Origin of the sequence: Bacteroides acidifaciens (assembly GCF_024623065.1) — a bacterium.
In the GTDB taxonomy this organism is placed as follows: domain Bacteria; phylum Bacteroidota; class Bacteroidia; order Bacteroidales; family Bacteroidaceae; genus Bacteroides; species Bacteroides acidifaciens.
In genome coordinates, this window is record NZ_JANJZR010000042.1 from 1 (window position 1) to 21,053 (window position 21,053).

A 21,053-nucleotide genomic window follows, 5' to 3' on the forward strand; every position below is an offset into this window, starting at 1 on the left:
TTCCGCCAACTACAGACGGACGCGACAAGAAGAGCCGGGGTAAGTTAAAATATCAGCTATAAGATTATGACTGAAGAAAATGTAAACAGGCTCTTAGTGCTTTACAGATAAATACACTCCCAAAAAGTCTTATCCCACACCGCACAAACCAATATTGCAAAAAATCAACATATCAAACTTTACCCAAAACACCACCACACCTCTAAATCCCATTTAACTAATAACTATGCAGCAATGAACCAAACGATATTAAAAAGAAAGGATTTAAGTTCCGAACAGTAATTGAAAACCAAACTTTATCATAGTCATTTTTTTATAAATCCATACTATACAAACAGTACAATACTACTTCTTTTATTGATTCCATGCTTACTCTTTGTATATTTGAATATCATAATCATGCATTCCCATGTACGTTATCGACTGTTGATATTATGTGAGTTAGCGTATTGAAGTGAACTATTTTATAAGTAACCTTTTCAGCAAATATCTGCAAAAAAGTTGCTTTTCTGAATAAAATTCCCTATATTTGGACTATAACCAAAGCGAGAACAATTATGGCTAACCCTAGATTACCGGGCATTTCCGAAAACGAGCAAGCCTTATTGTATGCCAAACTGAACGAATACAACCGTGGCAGAGCCTCTTTCAAAGAGGCAGGCGTTTACTTGGTGGTGACGCCCCGACCGGGGAAACCAAACTATTCACTTTGGCTCTATTCTCCCCTGCCCGAAAAACAATCAATTCTTTACATACATGACCTGTCACCGGATATTAACGAATCTCTCCGAATGGCAAGTACGCTGCTTTATTACTCAAGACGCTGCCTTATCCTTGTAGATTATAATGAAAAAAGAATGCAGAGCAATGGCGACGACCTTATCTTCTTCGGGAAATATCGCGGACACTTCCTGCATGAAATACTGAAGATAGACCCGGCTTATTTAAGTTGGATAGCCTATAAGTTTACTCCGAAGATTCCAAAGCAGGAACGCTTCGTCAAGATAGCGCAGGCTTACCATTCCATACATCTGGACATTATGCAGAGAAAGTCCAGAGAGAAACGTTCGTCCAGCCGGTATTTGGGAGAATTGGGAGAGAAGCTTACAGACTTGAAACTGAAAGTGATCCGTGTACGGCTGGAAGACGATCCGTACAAAACAAGAGTAAATGGTACTACTCCACAGTTTTTTGTCAAGCAGATGCTCACACTGACGGATGCCAGCGGAAACCTGGTCGTCATGAGTATTCCGTCCAAAAATCCCAGTGCAGTATCATGCACTTTATCCGGGATAGAGCATGAATACCGACTGGGAGAGATTATCTACGTCGCATCGGCGAAAGTATCACGCCGGTACGAAAGCTACGGTTCAAAATATACGCGCCTTAGCCATGTGAAGTTTGCAAGGCTCAACGTTTAGTCCAATCGTCCTTGACAAAGCTTGCCGGATAAGAGACTTTATCCACAATGCCGTCTTTCTGACGAATCCAGGAAGTGAATGTGCGTGCGCCTTCATCCAATACAATGATACGGGCACCGTTCGGCAAATGGTTGTACACAGTGTTTCCACCAGTGTAACGCCCGTAAGCCAAAAGGATATTTTTCCACATGACCGCATAGTCATTGTCATGGTCGTGACCGACAAATATACCCATCACGTCTCCCGCTTCTTTCATGGCAGCAAACATTCCTGTATTTATTCTAGGTGCACAGGCTTCTTCCATACGCGTTCCACGAAAAGCTGCGTTTTCATCGCGAATGGCTTCGTGATATTCGGGCAGAGGAATATGAAAAAAGGCAAGGGCAGGTAACGGTTGTCCGCCATTCTGAGTTTTATAAGCGGCGCTTTGCTGACGATACCAGTTAATCTGGTCGAACGTAAGCCAGTTATATCCCTTTACATCTTTCAAAGGTGAGTAAGAGTGAGAGTCCATGCAATAAAGCAAAGCTGCATCCTTCTTAGAATCAGAAGACGATTTTACGGTCAAGACATAATCCGGCGACAAAGCAGTTCCCCGGTCCGGCAGCAGATTACCCGGAACGGTACGGATGATGTCATACAATTGTGACCGTGTCAATCCTTGTTCGTCATCATGATTTCCAAAAGTTACGACAAAAGGAAGCTTATGCTTGGCTACTTGTTGCAAGACCTTCCGCATACCGGAATCGGCAGGTGCTGCATAGATAACATCTCCGGTAAAGACAACCAAATCCGGCCGTTCGGCATCAAGTACTTGGTTGATACGCTCCAATGCTACGTCAGAAGCCGGATTACCATACTTGAAGTGTACATCGGTAAATTGCACAATCTTGAATTTACCATCTTTACTGAATTTCAGTTCTCTTTTTTGAGCGATACAAAAAGTAGTTGCCAACAGTAAGATTAGTGTCAAGCGAAATCTCAAAAGTCGAATCATAATTATTTATATTAGGGGGTTAATTATTCTTCTCAATCAGTACTGTGGCATAGGCCGAAATACCCTCTTCGCGACCTGTAAACCCGAGTTTCTCGGTAGTAGTCGCTTTAATGGAAATATCATCCACATCAATTCCCATAACTGTCGCCATTGTCTCCTGCATCAAAGGGATATGCGCTTTGAGCTTCGGACGCTCGGCGCAGATGGTGGCGTCAATATTGCCAACCTTATATCCTTTAGAAGCAATCAATTCCACTGTCTTTTTCAGCAGAATCTTGCTGTCTATATTTTTATATTCTCCCGCTGTATCCGGGAAGTGATAGCCAATATCGCGCATATTTGCCGCCCCCAACAAGGCGTCACAAACGGCGTGCAATAATACATCAGCGTCCGAATGTCCCAACAATCCTTTCGAATGTTCCAAAAGGATACCGCCGAGCCACAGTTCACGCCCTTCGACCAACTGATGTACGTCGAAGCCAAAACCTACTCTTATCTTCATAATTTGTTTAATAAATGAGTACTAATAATTGTGATAATGGTTAATGACGGATGTCCGAAGGGAAATCAACGGATATAAAAATCCAGCAACTTCTCCCCTTCCAGACAGCCTTGCAAGTGTTGTCCTATACTGACAGGACCTACACCGACAGGAGTACCGGTAAACAGCAAATCACCGATTTTCAATGTTACAAACTGACTGACATACGCTATGATATCGTCTACCTTGAAAAGCATGTCCGCCGTACAGCCATTCTGTACTTCTTTACCGTCAATCAACAGGTTGAAGTTCAGATTCTGAATATCCTTATATCGGTCTACGGAGACAAATTCTCCGATAGCGGCAGATGAATCGAAACCTTTACACAACTCCCAAGGATTTCCCTGTTCGCGAAACTTCCGTTGAAGGTCACGGGCTGTAAAGTCAATACCTACTGTCACTGCGTCATAATACCGGTTCGCAAAACGGGGAGCGATATTCTTCCCCAACCGGTTGATCCGGACTACCAGTTCCGTTTCATAATGTATCTCGTTAGAAAAATCGGGAATGAAAAACGGTTTGCCATCTTTTAGAATAGCAGAGTCCGGTTTCATAAAAATGACCGGTTCCCTATTTACTTGTGTATGCCCCAGTTCTTTATTGTGCTGGGCGTAGTTCATGCCTACTGCAATAATCTTCATTATTTCTCGTTAAAATTCAATCTGTTAAACATTACAGCCAGGTGGGCATATAGGGAAGTATTCTGCACGACAATATTCTCAGGCACGCGAATACGGAAAGGAGTAAAGTTCCATACTGCCTTTATGCCACCATCTACCATCTTATTTGTAATTTCCTGAGCTATATTAATAGGCACTGTCAGCACACCGATATTCACATCGTATTCTTTCATCTTCGCTTCAAAATCATCGGAATGGAAAATAGGGATTCCGTCCAAGTCCTTCCCCACCAATTCCGGGTTGACATCAAACGCTGCTACAATCTCCAATCCGAAATGCTGTAAACCGGAATCACGAAGCAAGGCTCCACCCAAGCTACCTACACCAAACAAAAAGGCTTTGTGCATATTGGTAAATCCAAGAAAGCTCTCCAACACCTCAATCAACGCGTCGATGTTGTAACCAACTCTCGTACGTCCTGAAATATCAACATATGACAAGTCCTTGGCGATTTGGGAAGCGTCAATATTTATTTCCTTAGAGATTTGTGTAGAAGAGACATATTGCTCTCCTTTTTCTTTCATTAGTTTTATATTAGACAGATACCAGGGAAGCCTGCGTAAGGTAGGCTCCGGCACTTTATCCGCCTCTTTTCGTATAGATGTGCTCATACTTCTTACAAAATTTGGTATTTTGCAAAAGTACATTATTTTTTGAGACTGACAACCGTATAGTGGAAAACCTTAATAGAGATTAAACAAAACGATGAAAAGTGGTACAAATTTGGCTCTTTTCCATAAGTTTGATACTTTTGAGAAGAAATGAGAAGAAATAAAAATGACGAATATGAAAAAGAATGATTGGAAAGACAGACTGAACATAGTGTATTCAACGAATCCTGACTTCGGTTATGAGACGGATGACAACAAAGAACAGACCACCCTTGATAAAGCCAAACAAAACCTACGGGTTTCCATCGATAAAAAGAACCGTGGCGGAAAAGTGGTAACATTAATTACCGGATTCATCGGTACGGATAACGACCTGAAAGAACTCGGCAAGCTGCTGAAAAGCAAATGCGGAGTGGGCGGTTCGGCTAAAGACGGTGAAATCATCGTACAGGGAGATTTCAAGACTAAGATTATCGAACTGCTCGTCAAGGAAGGATATACAAAGACGAAAGGCATAGGCGGTTAAGCATAAAAAAAACGGTCACTACGAGAATATTCGTGTGACCGTTTTCTATCTAATATATTTTCAGAAGAATATTATTCAGCTTTCAAAGTGAAACGCTTGAAGTCAACAATCTTCAGTTCAGGGTCAGCAGCAGCCAACACTTCTCTTACAGTCTTCTTACCGTCCATGATATCTTCCTGGTTCAGCAAACAAACTTCTTTCAAGAACTTGCCCAGACGACCTTTCGCGATGTTCTGAATCATTTGTTCAGGCAGGTGTGCAGCCTTCTCTGCAGAAACAGTAGCAATGATTTCTTTTGCTTTCGCTACATCTTCAGCAGTAATCCAGCCTTTAGCCATGTTGCTTTCCATGTGTTCTTCGCTATCCACATGAGCCGGATTGATATTAGCTTTCTTCAAAGCAGCTTCTACAGCTTTCTGTACCTGTTCTGCTTTTGTCTTCTCAATAGCTACTTCGATTTCTTTCTGTTTTACTTCTTCAGAAACGCCATCTTCATCAATTGCAATCGGATTCATGGCAGCAATCTGCATAGCTACTTGCTTAGCCAACTGCTCGTTCACTTCCTTGTTGAAAGCAACAATCGTGCAAAGACCGTTTCTGTTCATGTGATTGTAAACAGCAGTGCATACACCTTCTACAGTCATGTAACCGTCAAGTTCCATCTTCTCACCTGTGATACCGCTACGGTCAGTCACTGCATCCTGTACAGTACCGTTACCCATCGGCAATGCTTTTACTTCTTCCAAAGTAGCGCATTTATTAGCCACAGCCAGATCAAGAATATCCTGAGTCAGTTTCACGAAATCAGCATTCTGAGCCACAAAGTCAGTTTCACACTTCAAAGCAACGATAACAGCACGGTCACCGGTAGTTTTAGCCAAAACGCAACCTTCAGAAGCTTCACGTTCCGAACGCTTAGCAGCAACAGCTTGTCCTTTCTTACGGATAATTTCCATTGCCTTGTCGAAATCGCCTTCAGCTTCAGTCAACGCGTTTTTGCAATCCATCATACCAGCTCCGGTCATTTTGCGCAGCTTGGTAATATCAGCCATACTTACAGCCATAATAATTTCCTTTATTTAAATGAATAATAATTTTCGAAACAAAAAAATATGCCAATCTGCCAATCAAAATACAAGCGTATAATTATACTCTTGCACATTAGCAAATTGGCACATTTTATATATTAAGCCTCTTCGTCTTCCTTGATGAATGCAGCAGCTTTAGCTGCGTTAATAGCTTCTTCGTCAGACTTATCGAGTCTAGCTTTCACTGATTTTTTCTTGCCTTTGTTAGCAGGAGCTTCACCAGCAGCTTCCATATCGATCTTTTCAGCTTTTCTTTCTTCCAAACCTTCGATCATTGCAGCGCAGCAAGCATCCAAGATAACTTCTACAGATTTAGTAGCGTCATCGTTAGCAGGAATTACGAAATCTACGTTTGAAGGATCAGAGTTAGTATCAACGATACCAAATACAGGGATACCCAGACGGTTAGCTTCGCGAACTGCGATATTTTCTTTCATTACGTCGATAACGAACAATGCAGACGGCAGACGAGTCAGGTCAGCGATAGAGCCCAAAGTCTTATCCAATTTCGCACGTTGACGTGAAATCTGAAGAATTTCTCTCTTAGAAAGGTTAGAATAAGTACCATCGTTAGTCAATTTATCGATAGTAGCCATTTTCTTCACAGCCTTACGGATAGTCGGGAAGTTAGTCAACATACCACCCGGCCAGCGTTCGATTACATAAGGCATATTAACAGATTGAGCTTTCTCAGCTACAACTTGTTTAGCTTGTTTTTTAGTAGCAACAAAAAGAACTTTCTTGCCAGATTTGGCAATCTGTTTCAAAGCTTCAGCAGCTTCGTCTACTTTTGCAACTGTTTTGTGGAGGTCAATGATATGAATACCATTGCGTTCCATGAAAATATAAGGAGCCATTGCAGGGTTCCACTTTCTCTTAAGGTGTCCGAAGTGGCAACCAGCCTCCAATAATGTATCAAAATTTGTTCTTGACATCTTGTTTTTTCTTTAAATCGTTTACTTTCTTTTTTGTTTTTTCTAAACCAACCGCTGGGTAGTCTTACGAGCAGAGTCCCAGTAGTTTAGATACTAAACATATTCCTCTATCAGGCAACACATTAACGCTTGCTGAACTGGAATCTTCTACGAGCTTTCGGCTGTCCCGGTTTCTTACGTTCAACAGAACGAGGGTCACGAGTCATGAAGCCTTCTGCACGAAGAGCGGCTTTATCTTCAGCGTTCATCTTAACCAGTGCACGAGCGATTGCCAAACGCAATGCCTGAGACTGACCAGTGAAACCACCACCACACAAGTTCACCTTGATGTCATACTTCTCAGCAGCACCCAGCTTGTTCAATGGTTGTTTTACAACATACTGAAGAATAGTTGATGGAAAGTACTCTGCAAGGTCTCTCTTGTTAATAGTAATCTTTCCTGTACCTTCGCTTACGAATATGCGTGCAATAGCACGTTTACGTCTGCCTAATGCATTTACTACTTCCATTATATCTTATTTATATGAATTAATATCAATCATTTTCGGGTTCTGTGCAGCATGTTTGTGTTCGCTACCAGCGTAAACATACAAGTTGTTCAGCAATTTAGCTCCCAGGATATTCTTAGGAAGCATACCCTTCACTACTTTTTTCAGTAATCTCTCTTCTCCGTTCGGTTTTGCAATCAAACGGGCAGGAGTCATTTCTCTCTGACCACCAGGATAACCTGTATATGACAAATAAACTCTGTCATTCCATTTGTTACCAGTCAGTTTTACTTTGTCTGCATTGATGATGATAACGTTATCACCGCAGTCTACGTGAGGAGTAAAGTTTGGTTTGTACTTTCCTCTCAGCAATTTTGCAACTTTTGCTCCCAGACGGCCTAATGTTTGGTCTGTAGCGTCAACGATAACCCATTCTTTGGTTACAGTCGCTTTGTTTGCAGAAATGGTCTTGTAACTTAAAGTATCCACTCTAATTTTGTTTTTTAAATGTTACTACTAAAAATTCTTCACCACTCATTAGTCTTCCCCGGACAAAGGAATACTAACTTGCTATGAATTAATCTCTTATCATTTTGTGATAATAATCGGCTTGCAAAAGTACGGCTTTTCTTTGAATTGGCAAACTATTTCCATCTTTTTTTGGTTTTATTCCGTTGAGAGACAAGACGAATTCTACATATAAAGAGGTGGTTTCTTAAATTCACCCGCCGGAAAGGCCCTTCAAAAAGCCCCCATTTATTTCATACCATATCGGCCTTTCCGCATACCAAAAATCATGAAAAAACACAAATATTCCACGTTTGGGACGAATTATAAAAAGTTATGGACAATTTTAAAGCCATCCTATCTGTTTTCTAAGGAACAAAAGATAATTAGCAACTTGATTTCGACAGGATAGCAGTAATTTAGCGGCAGATTTAAGGCATTAAGATTCGAAGCTAATTTATAACCATAAAAAAATAAAATCATGAAAAAGATTCTATCGCTTATTGCAGGAGTCAGTCTGTCGATGGCAGTACACGCACAAGAAAACCTGGTGAGTAAAGAGCACGGTTTCGTTCACGGCACGTCCAAAGAGTATGTTTGGCCTACCGAACCGGAAGTATTAGAGAAATTAGATCAGTGGCAAGACCAGAAGTTCGGTATCATGTTCCACTGGGGAGTTTACTCCGTGCCCGGCATTTCCGAATCATGGGCGCTCTGCTCGGAAGACAAGTTTACGGCACGCCGGAAGAGAATCCTTCCTGGTGCAACCTACGGAGATTTCAAGAAGTGGTATTGGGGACTTGCGGACTCTTTCAACCCGACGAAGTTTGAACCGTCCGAATGGGCGGCAATTATGAAAGACGCCGGTTTCAAATATCTCATCTTCACCACCAAACATCACGACGGCTTCTGTATGTTCGATTCTAAATATACAGATTACAGCATTGCAAAAGGTCCTTATAAAAACGGAAAGTACAGTAATGTGGCTTATCATGTATTCGACGCTTTCCGCCAACAGGGATTTATGATTGGTGCCTACTTCTCCAAGCCCGACTGGCATTGTGAGGATTACTGGGACCCGTATCTGTCCACCCCCACCCGCAATCCTAACTACAACACGAAAAAGCAACCTGAAAAATGGGCTAAATTTCAGCAATTCACTGCCAATCAGATTGACGAGCTGATGTCCGACTACGGGAAGATAGACATTCTCTGGCTGGATGGCGGCTGGGTGAAGAAGCCTCAGCAGGACATCAAACTCGATAAAATCGTAGCTAATGCCCGCAAAAAGCAACCCGGACTCATCGTAGCAGACAGAACCATCCCCGGTCAGAACGAGAATTACCAGACGCCGGAGCTTCGTGTGCCTAAGACGCAGTTGGATCATCCGTGGGAAAGCAACATCACCATCAGCAATTCATGGGGATGGAATCCGAAACCTAAATTCAAATCGGCCGAATGGATCATTAATACGCTTGCCGAAATCACGGCAAAAGGTGGAAACTTCGTTCTCAATGTCGGCCCAACTGGAGAAGGCGTTATCGAAGAAGAAGTCATCAAACGGCTGAAACAAGTAGGTAGATGGCTGAAAACTAACGGTACTGCCATCTATGCCACAAGAACTACTCCAATTTACAACAGTGGCAACGTTTGGTTTACCGCAAATAAGGATAAGAAAACGCTGTATGCCATCTATGCACTGCCCGAAGGAGAGGAATTACCTGCTACCATTGAATGGGAAGGAAACAAACCGAAAGGAAAAGTAACTCTGCTGCAAACCGGAAAACAGGTGAAATACACAAGCAAAGACGGCAAAGTGACAGTCACGCTGCCGAAAGGATTGAAGAAAGAAGCATTGGCTTTCAGCTTTAAAATGAAATAAACAACAATAGGTATACATATATATTAAGGAAGGGGAAAAAGCTAAATCACAGAACTATTCCCCTCCCATTTCTCCTCAAAAACAACATTTTAGATAAAACCTAAAGAATTTAGGATGATTTTAAAAGCTCTTTATCTGTTTTCTAATGAAGTAAAAACGATAATTAAATACCAATAAAGAGAAAGCCTGTATTTTTGCTACAGATTCTTAACCCAGTAAAAACAACGAATTGAATTGATATGAAAAACATTCAAAAACTTCTCCTTCTTGCGGTTTGCCTTTGTACCGCATTAACGGTTAAAGCACAGAGCCTGACCGTCACCGGAAAGGTCACAGACCCGGAAGGGCTGGAGGTGATTGGAGCCAACATCACCATTAAAGGTGCTTCGGGCGTTGGTGCAATCAGTGATTTAAGCGGAAATTATAAACTTAAGGTGAATAATGCCGCTAAAGATGTTCTTGTATTCTCTTATATAGGAATGAAAACGCAGGAGATTCCCGTCAAAGGAAAAACAGTTATCAACGTCATTTTGCAAAACGATACCAAAACGCTGGACGAAGTGGTCGTGGTTGGTTACGGCACGAGCAAGCGCAGCGACCTGACCGGTTCCGTAGTCTCTGTGAAAAGCGAAGACCTGATGAAAGTACCCACTTCCGATGTCACACAGGCACTTGCCGGACGCGTGGCAGGCGTGCAAATTACTCAAAGCGAAGGTGCTCCGGGTTCCAGCATTTCCATCCGGGTGCGCGGAGGTATCTCCATCACACAGAGCAACGAACCTCTTTACATCATCGACGGCTTCCCCAACGAAGACGGAATGTCTACCATCGATCCTGCAGAGATTGAAACGATTGACATCCTGAAAGACGCCTCGGCAACTGCCATTTACGGTGCACGCGGAGCGAACGGTGTGGTGGTAATCACCACCAAAAAAGGGAACAAAGATGGCACAAAAATGTCGGTCAGCTTTGACAGTTATGTGGGTGTAAAAACATTAGCACGCAAACTACCGGTACTTTCTACCAAAGAGTTTGTCCTGCTGGATTATGAGCGCAGACTACAATTCAACGGAACGGAGGGTGTCAAGAGTTTCCAGTCCATCTACGGTTCTTTTCTCGATATCAACGAAAACTACGGAAGTTATCCGGGCATCGATTGGCAGGATGAGACTCTGGGACGAACAGCGACCTCACAAAACTATCGCGTGCGCATCTCCGGTGGAAACAAGGAGTTGCAATACTCGCTGAATTATAGTTATTTCAAAGACCTCGGAGCCATGATAGGAAGTGGAAACGACAAACATAACATTTCATTCAGCATCTCCCACAGACCCACAAAACGTATTTCCGTCAATGCACGTGTCAACTATGACCAGTCTTATATATATGGTATGGGCACTTCCGACCAGAACACCCGTTTCAATAAGATGGAGCATATCCTGCAATACCGCCCCACGAAAGGTATCTATGGAAACGACCAGGATTTACTGAACGGGGAAGAAGACAACGTCAACGACGAAGATGGCAACCCGATGCAGAATCCGCTCACCTCGGCCAAAGAAGAAATAAACAAGCGGCAATTGCGTACTTTCCAAGCTAACGGCGGACTGACATTCAATATTGCCAAAGGGGTCACTTTCCGCAACAATACCGGCATGCGCTACCAGACCACGAGAAATGATGTCTTTTACGGTGAGAAATCAAGCATCGGAAAGCGCTCCAGCGCCAACGGCTATATTCAATATTTGGAGAACAGCAGTTTCCAGACCTCTAATGTCCTCAACTATGAATACAAAAAGAGCAAACATAAACTCATTGCCATGGTAGGACAGGAATGGGTGTCACGCTGGACACGCAACCTGCGCGCCAGTGCCACCAACTTCCCCAACAATGACATTAACCTGGACGATATGAACCTCGGCATCCCCGGAGCCATCACGTCCAATGCCAACTACGATGACAGGTTATTATCCTTCTTCACCCGATTCAACTATAATTTTGGAGAAAAATACCTGGTGACCGCCACTTTGCGTGCCGATGGTTCTTCCAAATTCAGCGAAGACAAAAAATGGGGGCTGTTCCCCTCTGTTTCTGCTGCCTGGCGTATGGGTGAAGAAAAGTTCATCAAAAATCTGAATTTGTTTTCAGATTTGAAGCTGCGTGTCGGATACGGTATGGCGGGAAACAACCGCATCGGTTCCTACGCTTCACTCAACCTGTTGAGTTCTGTGAAGTACCCGAACGGCGAAAGCAACGCTCCGGGCTACGTTCCAACCACCATTCCGAATGATATGCTTCAATGGGAATCGAACAACACATTCAATGTCGGAATCGATTTAGGTTTTCTGGAACAACGTCTGACCATTTCTCCGGAGTTCTATGTAAACGAAAGTACGCACCTGCTCCTGAACTCGCGCATCCCCAGTTCTTCGGGCTACAGCAATATGATTCGCAACATCGGAAAAACCCGGAACATCGGAATCGACCTGACCATCAGTTCCGTAAATATACAGAAACGTTATTTCACATGGAACACAAGTTTCAATTTGTCGCACAACAAGAATACAATCAAAGCATTGTCCGGTGAAGATTTCTTCCTCGAAGAAGCTAAATTCGGTTATAATCAAAAGACTCACAAGATAGAAGTAGGCAAACCTATCGGTCAGTTCTACGGATACCGTACCTTAGGTCTCTATCAGACAGAGGACTTCAACTACGACCCGAATACAAAGAAATACACTTTGAAAGAAGGAATTCCCTACAGGGGTTCCCGCAGCGAAACACAACCGGGAATGTGGAAATTTGCCGATACAGACGGGAACAAGGTTATTGATGAAAACGACCAGACAGTCATCGGCAACGCCAATCCGAAGTTTTATGGCGGTCTGAACAACTCTTTTACTTATAAGAATTTCGATTTGAGTATATTCTTCACCTTCTCATACGGAGAAGAAGTGCTGAACGCCACCAAACTGACTAATACGCAAGCCGGAAAACCCGGATACAATGTGTTGAATTCAGTCGACAGCAGCAAACGCTGGATGAGTATCAATCAAAACGGTGATATCGTGACAGACCCGCAAGAGCTTGCCGCAATGAATACAGGCAAAAGCGTAGCAGTGGTCAATGATATGGAACAAGGAGATACCTTTATCCACTCATGGGCTATAGAGGACGCTTCATACCTGCGACTAAGCAACGTGACTATCGGCTATAACTTTCCCAAGAAATGGATACGCAAAGCCAGCATTCAGAAACTTCGCCTGTATGCCACGGGAAGCAACCTGTTTGTCTGGACTCCCTACACCGGATTCGACCCGGAGGTATCGACCAAAGGCAATAATCTGACTCCCGGCGTAGATTACGGAGCCTATCCGAGAAGCCATTCATACGTATTCGGCTTGAATGTGACCTTTTAATTTACCTTAAATATAACGGAAAATGAAAACCTATAAAACATACCTTTACGTTCTGGGCATATTGGCAGGAAGTTTACTCAACGCTTCGTGTTCCGACCTGCTGACAGAGGATCCCAACTCTTCTTACCAGAAGAAGGATATATTTGAAACGAAAGCGAAAGCGGCTATGGCCGTTGTCGGAGTGTACGAAGAGCTTCCTACTCTTTATGGCTATTTGGACATGGCGTTTCCGTGTTCGGATGATACCTATTATGTATCAGGACAGACCGCAGACAAAGGCCGCCGGGATATTGCCCACTACAAAGTGACCAGTTCCAACACATGGGTGAACAGTGTATGGCAAGGCAACTACACAGGAATTGAACGTGCCAACTATACCGTTGAAGGTCTTGAAGGCATGCCGGGTTATGCAGAAGACAAAGATTTACAGGCGTTAGTCGCAGAAGTCAAGTTTCTGCGAGCGTTATACGCATTCAATCTGGTGCGCTACTGGGGAGATGTTCCGTTCAAGACCACCTCTACCAATGTAGACAAGAATGTCTTTCAGCCACGTTGTAGCCGGGAAATCATCTACGACCAGATTGTCGAAGACCTCAACTTCGCAAAAACGCATCTACCATGGGCCAATACCTCCACCACACCGGAAAAGGTGACACAAGGAGCCGCCCGCGGACTGCTGATGCGTGTCTTGCTTCAACGCGCCGGCTACAGCCTGCAGATGGATGGAAGCATCACCCGCCCCGATGATGACAAGCGCAAAAGCTACTTCGAAGATGTCATTAAGGAATGGGAAGCATTCAATGCAAACGGCTATCATGATTTCTATCCCGGAGGCTACACGGAGCTATTCAAAGGATTCTCGGCAGGAACACTCAATTCCATAGAGAGCATCTTCGAGATTGCATTTTACAGTCCGGACGGAAAGACAGGAGCCAAAGGATACTGGGGCACGTACATCGGTCCTTCGGTTGCCCATCCCGGCATTTCCGTGACGGAGGTAAACCAGTTCATGGGACGTGCCAATGCCATGTTCCGAGTGGTTCCCGAATGGAAAGGATTCTTTGATGTGCAGGAAGAAGACGCGGACGGCAATGTGATAACGGGCGACGAACGCCGCGACGTGATGGTTTGCACCTACAAATATACTTGGGATAAGGAGCTATACAACCACAAAAAGGTAATCAACAAGAACGGAAAAGACTGGTATCCGGGCAAATGGCGCCGTGAATGGATGCCTATAGGCTACAAAGACCCGAACGTTACAGATGTCAACCTCTGCTATCTACGCTATGCCGATGTCGTACTGATGGCAGCCGAAGCCTACAATGAAACGGGAGACACCCCCGAAGCATGGAAGCTGCTCAACAGCGTACGCAAACGTTCCGGAGCCAGAGAAATCACTACCGAAACCTATACCGAACTGATGAAAGAGAAAGTATATAAGTTGAGATTCATTTCCGACGGAGATGATGCCGGCAAGTTCCGCACGGCACTTTATTGGGAGCGTGGTTTCGAACTGGCTTTCGAAGGACAGCGCAAGTACGACCTGATTCGCTGGGGAGTGATAAAAGAGGCATTAGCCTTGTTCGGCAGCCGTTCGGAAGTAAATACGAGTACAACTACCGCTTACCCTGCAGGAGACAACTTCCAAAAAGGCAAACATGAGTTATTCCCGATTCCGCTGGATGAATTACAGTTGAACCCTATGTTTGAAAGCAAAAACAATCCTAATTATTAATAGTACCATGAAAAAGTTAGTTAGCACTATATTATTATTGAGTTGCCTGACAGCCAACAGCATACAAGCACAACAGAAATCTGCCAGAATCAGGCTTACGGACGTGACGCTCATGCACGAGATGCGCACCACTCCTTCCCCGCTGGACAAGGCGACAGTGTCCGACCGTGCCGTATCCTTCCAATGGCCGCTCCAGGCAGATGTTGACACTTCGGAAGAGATACTCGACGGAGTACATTCGGGAAAGAAGAAAGTAGATAAATCAAGACTGAAATACCAATTACGCTATTCGCAGGATGCAGCCATGAAAAACAACGTGGTGCAAGCAGAAACCCGCTGGCCTTTCTTCAATCCGGAGAAAGATCTCGCTTCCGGCGTATGGCATTGGCAATACGGATATGTAGAAGAAGGGAAAACCAAATGGTCTCCCGTCCTGCAATTCACCGTAGAGGCCAATCCGGATAAATTTTGTCCGCCCTCATTCAAAACAATGCAGACGAGCCTGCCCAAAAGCCATCCGCGCATCCTGGTGCAAAAGAACAAATGGGCGGACTTCATGAAAAAGAGTCAGTCCAAACCTGAATATCAGTGGTATATTGAACGTGCCGACCAAGTACTGAAAGCCCCGATGCAGTCCGTGAATGACATCAAATCTCATCTTGCCGACGGACTCGACAACGAGATGCAACGCAAAGCCATGCTGACACGCGAAAGCCGCCGCATCATTGACAAGGAAGAAGCAAATGTAGAACTACTGATACGTGCTTATCTGCTGACACAGGATACAAAGTACAGCAAAGAGGCTGTCAAACGTATTCTGGAAATGATTAGCTGGGACAAGAACAAGAACGTCATGGGTGACTTCAACGCATCAACCATGCTTTCGCTAAGCTCGCTCGCCTATGATTCATTCTACAACCTGCTGGACGAGACACAGAAGCAGACGTTGCTGAAAGAAATCAAAAAACGCGGAAGTGAATTTTACAATAACTTCAACAACCGCCTCGAAAACCATATCGCCGACAACCATGTCTGGCAAATGACGCTTCGTATCTTCACCTTCGCCGCATTCAGTGTATACGGTGACCTGCCCGAAGCCGACCTTTGGACAGACTACTGCTACAACGTATGGCTGGCGCGTTTCCCCGGGCTGAACAAAGACGGTGCCTGGCATAACGGCGACGGTTACTTCGCAGTGAACTTCCGTACACTTATCGAAGTGCCTTACTTCTATACCGCCATCACCGGATTCAATTTTTTCAGTGACCCGTGGTATCAGGGTTCTGCCATGTACACTATCTACCAGCAACCGCCTTTCTCCAAGTCGGCCGGCAACGGTAGCGGACATCAGGGCAATATGAAGCCCAACTCTATCCGTGTGGGATATGCCGACGCACTGGCACGCATGACCGGCAATACGTATGCCGCCGACTATGTGCGCCGCATCGCCACCACTCCCGACTACCACAAACGCCTGCTGACCGTAAAATCCGGCAGTCTGGCATGGTTCCGCCTGCAATGCGACAAGCCTCTGCCCGAAGGTGAAGGACTGTCAAATCTTCCTATGGGATATGTTTTCCCGGAAACCGGTCTTGCCTCATTCATGACCAACTGGGAACGTGTGGGTGGAAACGCCATGTACAGTTTCCGGAGCAGTCCTTACGGCAGCACTTCGCACGCTATCGCCAACCAAAACGCATTCAATACTTTCTTCGGCGGAAGTTCGCTCTTTTATAGCAGCGGCCATCACATTGCGTTCGTAGACGAGCATAGTATGCTGTGCCACCGCTCCGCACGCGCCCACAACACCATCTTAGTCAATGGCATGGGACAGCGCATCGGCACGGAAGGTTATGGGTGGATTCCCCGCTACTATGTAGGCGAAAAAATCGGTTATATATTGGGGGACGCTTCCAACGCCTACGGAGAAGAAATCTCTCCTCTCTGGCTGGAACGCGGAAAAGAAGGAGGAATAGAATATACTCCCGCCAACGGTTGGGATAAGAACCACCTGAAAACCTTCAGACGCCACACGGTCGCATTAGACAAATCGGGTCTGGTATTTATCTATGACGAGCTGGAAGCCGACGAACCTGTCACGTGGGACTATCTGTTGCATACGGTCATCAATCCGATGAACGTCACGAAAAAAGACAAGTACGTGCACATACAGGCCACCAATAAGAACGGAGCTTCGGATGCTTATCTTTTCTCAAGCGGCACATTAAAGACCGATACGACCAGCCGTTTTTTTGTTCCTGCCGTCAACTGGTTGCGTGCGGATACAAACGGAAAATTTGCTTCATACCCCAACCACTGGCACTTCAAAGCCACTTCGGAGAAACAGCAGGTGTACCGTTTTGCCACCATCATCAATACCCATCCTCTCTCCCGTCCTGCCCCCGAACCGGAGATACTCCCCGACGGACGCATCAAAGTGGGTAGCTGGATTATCAAGGTGAACGTTTCTTCGGAAGGCACACCTTCATTCTTCATCCGTTCTACCCGAAAGGGAGAAGACGTGAACATCACCTACAAAGGCGGAGCAACGATTGTGCGGGAAGACGGCTATGAAACTACTTTGGTAGACAAGTTCCCTGAACTGGAAATCTAAACGATTAAAAGAAAGATATGAAAACAAAAAGATATTTAATACAAGGATTCCTGTTGCTGCTCTGCTCGATGACAGCAATGGCGCAACAGGTGGAAAAACGACCGCGCATACAGACTTCTGCCAGCGAACAGGAAATTGTATTCAAGCCTGTTACAGAAGCCGGAAAGACGAGTGCAGCCAAAGACTCACAGAAGAAAGTGGTGGAAAAGTCTAAAAAAGAGCCTCGGCGGAAGAAAGCTATCGAACGCTATATAGCGCTAAAAACCAATATTGCCTATGACGCAATCGCCGTGCCGAACCTTGCTTTCGAGATACAATGCAGCAAGCATATTTCTGTAGAGTTGCCTGTCATGTTCAGCGGCTGGGACATCAGTAGCGAGCACGCAGTCCGCACTTTCGCCATCCAGCCCGAAGGACGCTGGTGGTTGAAAAAGGCTGGGACAGGCCATTTCTTCGGCGTACACGCACACATGGCCCTGTTCAATGTGAAATGGGACGAAAACCGTTATCAGAGTATCAACCGTCCATTATTGGGTGCAGGTGTCAGCTATGGTTACAAACTTCCTTTCTCCAGACATTGGGGAGCGGAGTTTACTTTAGGAGCCGGCTACGCAAATATGCAATATGACACTTATTATAATATAGACAACGGTGCCAAGATTGAAACAAAGAACCGGAACTATTGGGGAATCACCCGCGTCGGTTTGTCATTGTCTTACCAATTTTAAATCAGCAAGATTATGAAAAAGAACATTTATACATCCATCATCCGGACATTGGGCTGCCTGCTGCTATTGCCGGCTTTCGTAAGCAGCTGCCTCTTTGAAGAACCGGAACTTACAGCCGACGGTGAGCTGGGAGTAGACCCGACTGCCGTGAACATCATGACCAACATCACCCTGGAGACTTCGTTCGATCCGATATTGATTAACCGTAGCGCTGACCACAGTACCCGTGCGGCAACAACCACCTACCAACATCGCTTTGTGGTAGCCGCTTATGAGGGTACACAAAAAGTAGCTTCGCAGATAATCTATCAGGATATACAAGCCGGAGAAACAACCGTAAGTATACCTCTTAGCATGAAGCTACACGCCCGTAAATATCAACTTGTCGTATGGGCGGACTATGTAGAAAAGTCCGATGAAGACACCTATGGAACTTTCTACGATGCAGAAGACATGGCATTCATCCTGCGTGCCACTCCTTACAAGGGAAACTCCAAGTATTACGATGCTTTCTACGGAAGCACCGCACTGGATTTGACTGCCTATCGCGACCAATGGAATGTAATAGTCCCTGTAGACATCCGGATGAGCCGCCCGATGGCGAATTACAACCTAATAGCGACAGATGTAGCCAAATTCTTGAAGAAGGTGACCGACAAGGAAGTCACCGGAAAGAGATTCACTATAACCGTGAAATACAACTACTATCTGCCCACCGGATTCGATGCACTCACAGGCAGGTTGAAACGTTCCCTGCAATACATGGAATACAATAAAACGGTAGAACTGGCTACTCTCCAAAAAGAGGAGAACAAGGAAGAGTTTAATATCGGCTTCGACTATCTGCTCGTCAACAACGATGCTCCATCGTCTATTCCGGTGACTATTGAAATCACGAATGAGAGCAAAGTAGTGGTTGCCCGCTATCAAAACCTGAAACTGCCCTACGAACGGAATAAGGAAACCAACCTGCGGGGCTATTTCCTGACATCCAGTCCAGGTATTAACTTTGATCCTGATTTCAATGATGAGGACATCATCATCGACATCAATCCCATTATCAAGTAGAATGAAATATCAAAATAATCAATATACACTTTAATCATTACAATCATGAAAAAGAACTTTATTTATTTAGCAATTACACTACTGACGGGGTTGTTCGCCTCATGTAGTCAGGAAGAAACCGGAAACGATTCCGCCAATCAGAGCAAATTATTCAGCATTTCAGCAGAGCTTCCTGCCGAGTACAGCAACAAGACCCGCGCCATTCCGGCTGTAGACAACCATTACCTCCGCTGCATCCTCGAAATCACAGATACTGACGGAAACAGAGTACACCGTGAAGAGAAACTGGGAACAGATGCGAACACGGACGGCAAACTGTCTTTCACTTTTGCTATCGAAGCAGAAGGCACTTACAATTACCGGATGTGGGCGGATTTCATCGACGCCAACGGTCAGCAAAAAGACCCTGTTACCGGTCGCTATGCGGATAAATTCTTCAATACGGAAGACCTTACAAAGATTAGTGTGATAGACCCTATATCGCTTTATAATACGGATGCATGTGATGCTTTCTCCAGTCACGGTTCTTTTGAAAAAGAACAAGCTACTCAAGGAAGTCCGCTGAATATCACTTTGACCCGTCCGTTTGCCAAACTGATTGTTTCGGATAAAAGCAAAGATAACTTCGATAAATGTACTTCTGTCAGTATCAGCCAAGAGATACCTACCTGCTTTGATGTGTCAACGGGTACTGTTTCTGCTGAAATGACAAAAGTTACTTTGCCCGCTACCGCCCCTTTGGGAACAGGAGAACAATCGGGAGAATCTCATGATTTACAACTTTTCTCTTGTTACATTTTTGCAGACGATGATGCTTTAGGAGAAATTGCGATGACTTTCGTAACGACTGACGGCGGACGCGAAATCGCTATTCCTGCCAATGTACCGGTAAAAAAGAATACACGCACACTGATAAGAGGTTATCTTGTTGCCGAATCACAAAACAACGGACAGATAGATACTGATTTCGAAGGATGGAATCCGGATATCAACGGCGAAGACGTTGAACCGACAGTGCCGACCGTTAATCCGGAGATAGGTGACTACTACTATAGTAACGGAACCTATTCTTCTGAACTGAAAACAGACGCTAACAATCCGTGCATCGGTATCGTTTTTGCAACTAAAGTGTTAGATGGTGATGCTGCAAGCAATTATGGCAGCTACACTAGCATCAAAGGTTATGCGATGGCATTGGAAAGCGCTCCTACAAATACACGTAAAGCATTTTGTGTTAAAGAGATGAGCGAAACAATTGACTTTACCGGTTTGGAATTGACAAAAACAGGATATGAGAATACGAAAGCCCTATTAGCTGACAGTCGTTATACTGAGCATGCAGATTCATACCCGGTTATTGCAGACTTTATCGCTTTCAAAGCAAAAACCGCAACCCCTGATAAATCAAGCGGATGGTATATTCCGTCAATCGGACAATTGAAAGAAATGGTTATCAGATATTATGGTTTTGAAGATGTTACAGCAAATAGCGTATTCGTAAATGCAGTAGATGCCATAGATGGTGCTAATAATTTTGTTCATCCTACGACATCTGCACGATACGTACTTTCCAGCAGCATCAGCAATAAGTCATTGGCTCCGATAACATTAACAAACGGCGTATTAGACGCAAATACCAGAGTACAAACGATATTTAATGCAAATCCGAAAAACGAGGGCGTACAAGGACAAATCCGTCCAATCCTCACCATTCTGGAATAAAAACAGTCAAAAGCGTAACACAATAAAAAGTCAAGATAAGCAAGGTTCCCCCCACAAGCCTTGCTTATCAGACTTTTTCCTCTTCATT

Annotated in this window: 17 protein-coding genes; 9 read left to right on the forward strand and 8 right to left on the reverse strand. The window is 44.6% G+C overall.

What is annotated here, in order from left to right; translation table 11 throughout:
- Positions 1-557: 557 nt before the first annotated feature.
- Positions 558-1,421 carry an exodeoxyribonuclease X C-terminal domain-containing protein gene (locus NSB03_RS12660; protein WP_024987609.1) on the forward strand — a complete coding sequence of 288 codons (864 nt, stop codon included), beginning with the start codon at positions 558-560 and terminating at the stop codon, positions 1,419-1,421.
- Here NSB03_RS12660 and NSB03_RS12665 read toward each other — a convergent pair.
- From NSB03_RS12665 to NSB03_RS12680, 4 genes are all read right to left on the reverse strand, one after another.
- A complete protein-coding gene (locus tag NSB03_RS12665; protein ID WP_024987608.1) occupies positions 1,411-2,418 on the reverse strand; it encodes a metallophosphoesterase family protein in 1,008 nt (335 codons plus the stop codon). The two genes, NSB03_RS12660 and NSB03_RS12665, sit on opposite strands and share 11 nt — an antisense overlap.
- A gap of 19 nt (positions 2,419-2,437) precedes the next feature.
- The gene (gene ispF, locus NSB03_RS12670) at positions 2,438-2,920 is read right to left on the reverse strand and encodes a 2-C-methyl-D-erythritol 2,4-cyclodiphosphate synthase (RefSeq protein WP_024987607.1); all 483 of its coding nucleotides are present in this window, start codon (positions 2,918-2,920) and stop codon (positions 2,438-2,440) included.
- A 65-nt stretch (positions 2,921-2,985) separates the two neighbouring features.
- Entirely contained in the window at positions 2,986-3,600 is a 615-nt protein-coding gene (locus NSB03_RS12675; RefSeq protein ID WP_024987606.1) for a fumarylacetoacetate hydrolase family protein, read from the reverse strand.
- Positions 3,600-4,250 (reverse strand): redox-sensing transcriptional repressor Rex, encoded by a 651-nt coding sequence (locus tag NSB03_RS12680; protein ID WP_024987605.1) that lies wholly within the window; start codon positions 4,248-4,250, stop codon positions 3,600-3,602. The genes NSB03_RS12675 and NSB03_RS12680 overlap by 1 nt, the downstream gene beginning before the upstream one ends.
- 175 nt (positions 4,251-4,425) lie before the next feature.
- Between NSB03_RS12680 and NSB03_RS12685 the strand changes: the two genes are divergently transcribed.
- Entirely contained in the window at positions 4,426-4,776 is a 351-nt protein-coding gene (locus NSB03_RS12685) for a translation initiation factor (RefSeq protein ID WP_024987604.1), read from the forward strand.
- Between the two features lie 71 nt (positions 4,777-4,847).
- Here NSB03_RS12685 and tsf read toward each other — a convergent pair whose 3' ends face one another.
- From tsf to rplM, 4 genes are all read right to left on the reverse strand, one after another.
- A complete protein-coding gene (gene tsf / locus NSB03_RS12690; RefSeq protein ID WP_121766388.1) occupies positions 4,848-5,840 on the reverse strand; it encodes a translation elongation factor Ts in 993 nt (330 codons plus the stop codon).
- Positions 5,841-5,962: 122 nt separating this feature from the next.
- The gene (gene rpsB / locus NSB03_RS12695) at positions 5,963-6,799 is read right to left on the reverse strand and encodes a 30S ribosomal protein S2 (RefSeq protein ID WP_024987603.1); all 837 of its coding nucleotides are present in this window, start codon (positions 6,797-6,799) and stop codon (positions 5,963-5,965) included.
- A 122-nt stretch (positions 6,800-6,921) separates the two neighbouring features.
- Positions 6,922-7,308, reverse strand: coding sequence for a 30S ribosomal protein S9 (gene rpsI, locus NSB03_RS12700; RefSeq protein ID WP_004297203.1), 387 nt, complete (start codon positions 7,306-7,308; stop codon positions 6,922-6,924).
- Positions 7,309-7,314: 6 nt separating this feature from the next.
- The gene (gene rplM / locus NSB03_RS12705) at positions 7,315-7,776 is read right to left on the reverse strand and encodes a 50S ribosomal protein L13 (protein WP_024987602.1); all 462 of its coding nucleotides are present in this window, start codon (positions 7,774-7,776) and stop codon (positions 7,315-7,317) included.
- A 499-nt stretch (positions 7,777-8,275) separates the two neighbouring features.
- On the opposite strand from rplM, the gene NSB03_RS12710 reads away from it, so the two are divergent.
- From NSB03_RS12710 to NSB03_RS12740, 7 genes are all read left to right on the forward strand, one after another.
- A complete protein-coding gene (locus tag NSB03_RS12710; protein WP_167521123.1) occupies positions 8,276-9,676 on the forward strand; it encodes an alpha-L-fucosidase in 1,401 nt (466 codons plus the stop codon).
- Positions 9,677-9,915: 239 nt separating this feature from the next.
- Positions 9,916-13,095, forward strand: a complete 3,180-nt coding sequence (locus NSB03_RS12715; RefSeq protein WP_257466421.1) for a SusC/RagA family TonB-linked outer membrane protein — start codon at positions 9,916-9,918, stop codon at positions 13,093-13,095.
- A 22-nt stretch (positions 13,096-13,117) separates the two neighbouring features.
- Entirely contained in the window at positions 13,118-14,833 is a 1,716-nt protein-coding gene (locus NSB03_RS12720; RefSeq protein WP_024987600.1) for a RagB/SusD family nutrient uptake outer membrane protein, read from the forward strand.
- 7 nt (positions 14,834-14,840) lie between these two features.
- Complete coding sequence (locus tag NSB03_RS12725; protein ID WP_257466422.1) at positions 14,841-17,447, forward strand: DUF4962 domain-containing protein; 2,607 nt, start codon at positions 14,841-14,843, stop codon at positions 17,445-17,447.
- 17 nt (positions 17,448-17,464) lie between these two features.
- Entirely contained in the window at positions 17,465-18,175 is a 711-nt protein-coding gene (locus NSB03_RS12730; RefSeq protein WP_024987599.1) for a DUF3575 domain-containing protein, read from the forward strand.
- Between the two features lie 12 nt (positions 18,176-18,187).
- Positions 18,188-19,243, forward strand: coding sequence for a DUF6562 domain-containing protein (locus NSB03_RS12735; protein WP_024987598.1), 1,056 nt, complete (start codon positions 18,188-18,190; stop codon positions 19,241-19,243).
- 45 nt (positions 19,244-19,288) lie between these two features.
- Positions 19,289-20,965, forward strand: coding sequence for a DUF6562 domain-containing protein (locus NSB03_RS12740; RefSeq protein ID WP_024987597.1), 1,677 nt, complete (start codon positions 19,289-19,291; stop codon positions 20,963-20,965).
- Positions 20,966-21,053: the final 88 nt, after the last annotated feature.

Excerpts from the sequence above, each read along its gene's own strand:
- NSB03_RS12660 (WP_024987609.1), top strand. The coding sequence starts at position 558 with ATGGCTAACCCTAGATTACCGGGCATTTCCGAAAACGAGCAAGCCTTA.
- NSB03_RS12665 (WP_024987608.1), bottom strand. The coding sequence starts at position 2,418 with ATGATTCGACTTTTGAGATTTCGCTTGACACTAATCTTACTGTTGGCA.
- ispF (WP_024987607.1), bottom strand. The coding sequence starts at position 2,920 with ATGAAGATAAGAGTAGGTTTTGGCTTCGACGTACATCAGTTGGTCGAA.
- NSB03_RS12675 (WP_024987606.1), bottom strand. The coding sequence starts at position 3,600 with ATGAAGATTATTGCAGTAGGCATGAACTACGCCCAGCACAATAAAGAA.
- NSB03_RS12680 (WP_024987605.1), bottom strand. The coding sequence starts at position 4,250 with ATGAGCACATCTATACGAAAAGAGGCGGATAAAGTGCCGGAGCCTACC.
- NSB03_RS12685 (WP_024987604.1), top strand. The coding sequence starts at position 4,426 with ATGAAAAAGAATGATTGGAAAGACAGACTGAACATAGTGTATTCAACG.
- tsf (WP_121766388.1), bottom strand. The coding sequence starts at position 5,840 with ATGGCTGTAAGTATGGCTGATATTACCAAGCTGCGCAAAATGACCGGA.
- rpsB (WP_024987603.1), bottom strand. The coding sequence starts at position 6,799 with ATGTCAAGAACAAATTTTGATACATTATTGGAGGCTGGTTGCCACTTC.
- rpsI (WP_004297203.1), bottom strand. The coding sequence starts at position 7,308 with ATGGAAGTAGTAAATGCATTAGGCAGACGTAAACGTGCTATTGCACGC.
- NSB03_RS12710 (WP_167521123.1), top strand. The coding sequence starts at position 8,276 with ATGAAAAAGATTCTATCGCTTATTGCAGGAGTCAGTCTGTCGATGGCA.
- NSB03_RS12715 (WP_257466421.1), top strand. The coding sequence starts at position 9,916 with ATGAAAAACATTCAAAAACTTCTCCTTCTTGCGGTTTGCCTTTGTACC.
- NSB03_RS12720 (WP_024987600.1), top strand. The coding sequence starts at position 13,118 with ATGAAAACCTATAAAACATACCTTTACGTTCTGGGCATATTGGCAGGA.
- NSB03_RS12725 (WP_257466422.1), top strand. The coding sequence starts at position 14,841 with ATGAAAAAGTTAGTTAGCACTATATTATTATTGAGTTGCCTGACAGCC.
- NSB03_RS12730 (WP_024987599.1), top strand. The coding sequence starts at position 17,465 with ATGAAAACAAAAAGATATTTAATACAAGGATTCCTGTTGCTGCTCTGC.
- NSB03_RS12735 (WP_024987598.1), top strand. The coding sequence starts at position 18,188 with ATGAAAAAGAACATTTATACATCCATCATCCGGACATTGGGCTGCCTG.
- NSB03_RS12740 (WP_024987597.1), top strand. The coding sequence starts at position 19,289 with ATGAAAAAGAACTTTATTTATTTAGCAATTACACTACTGACGGGGTTG.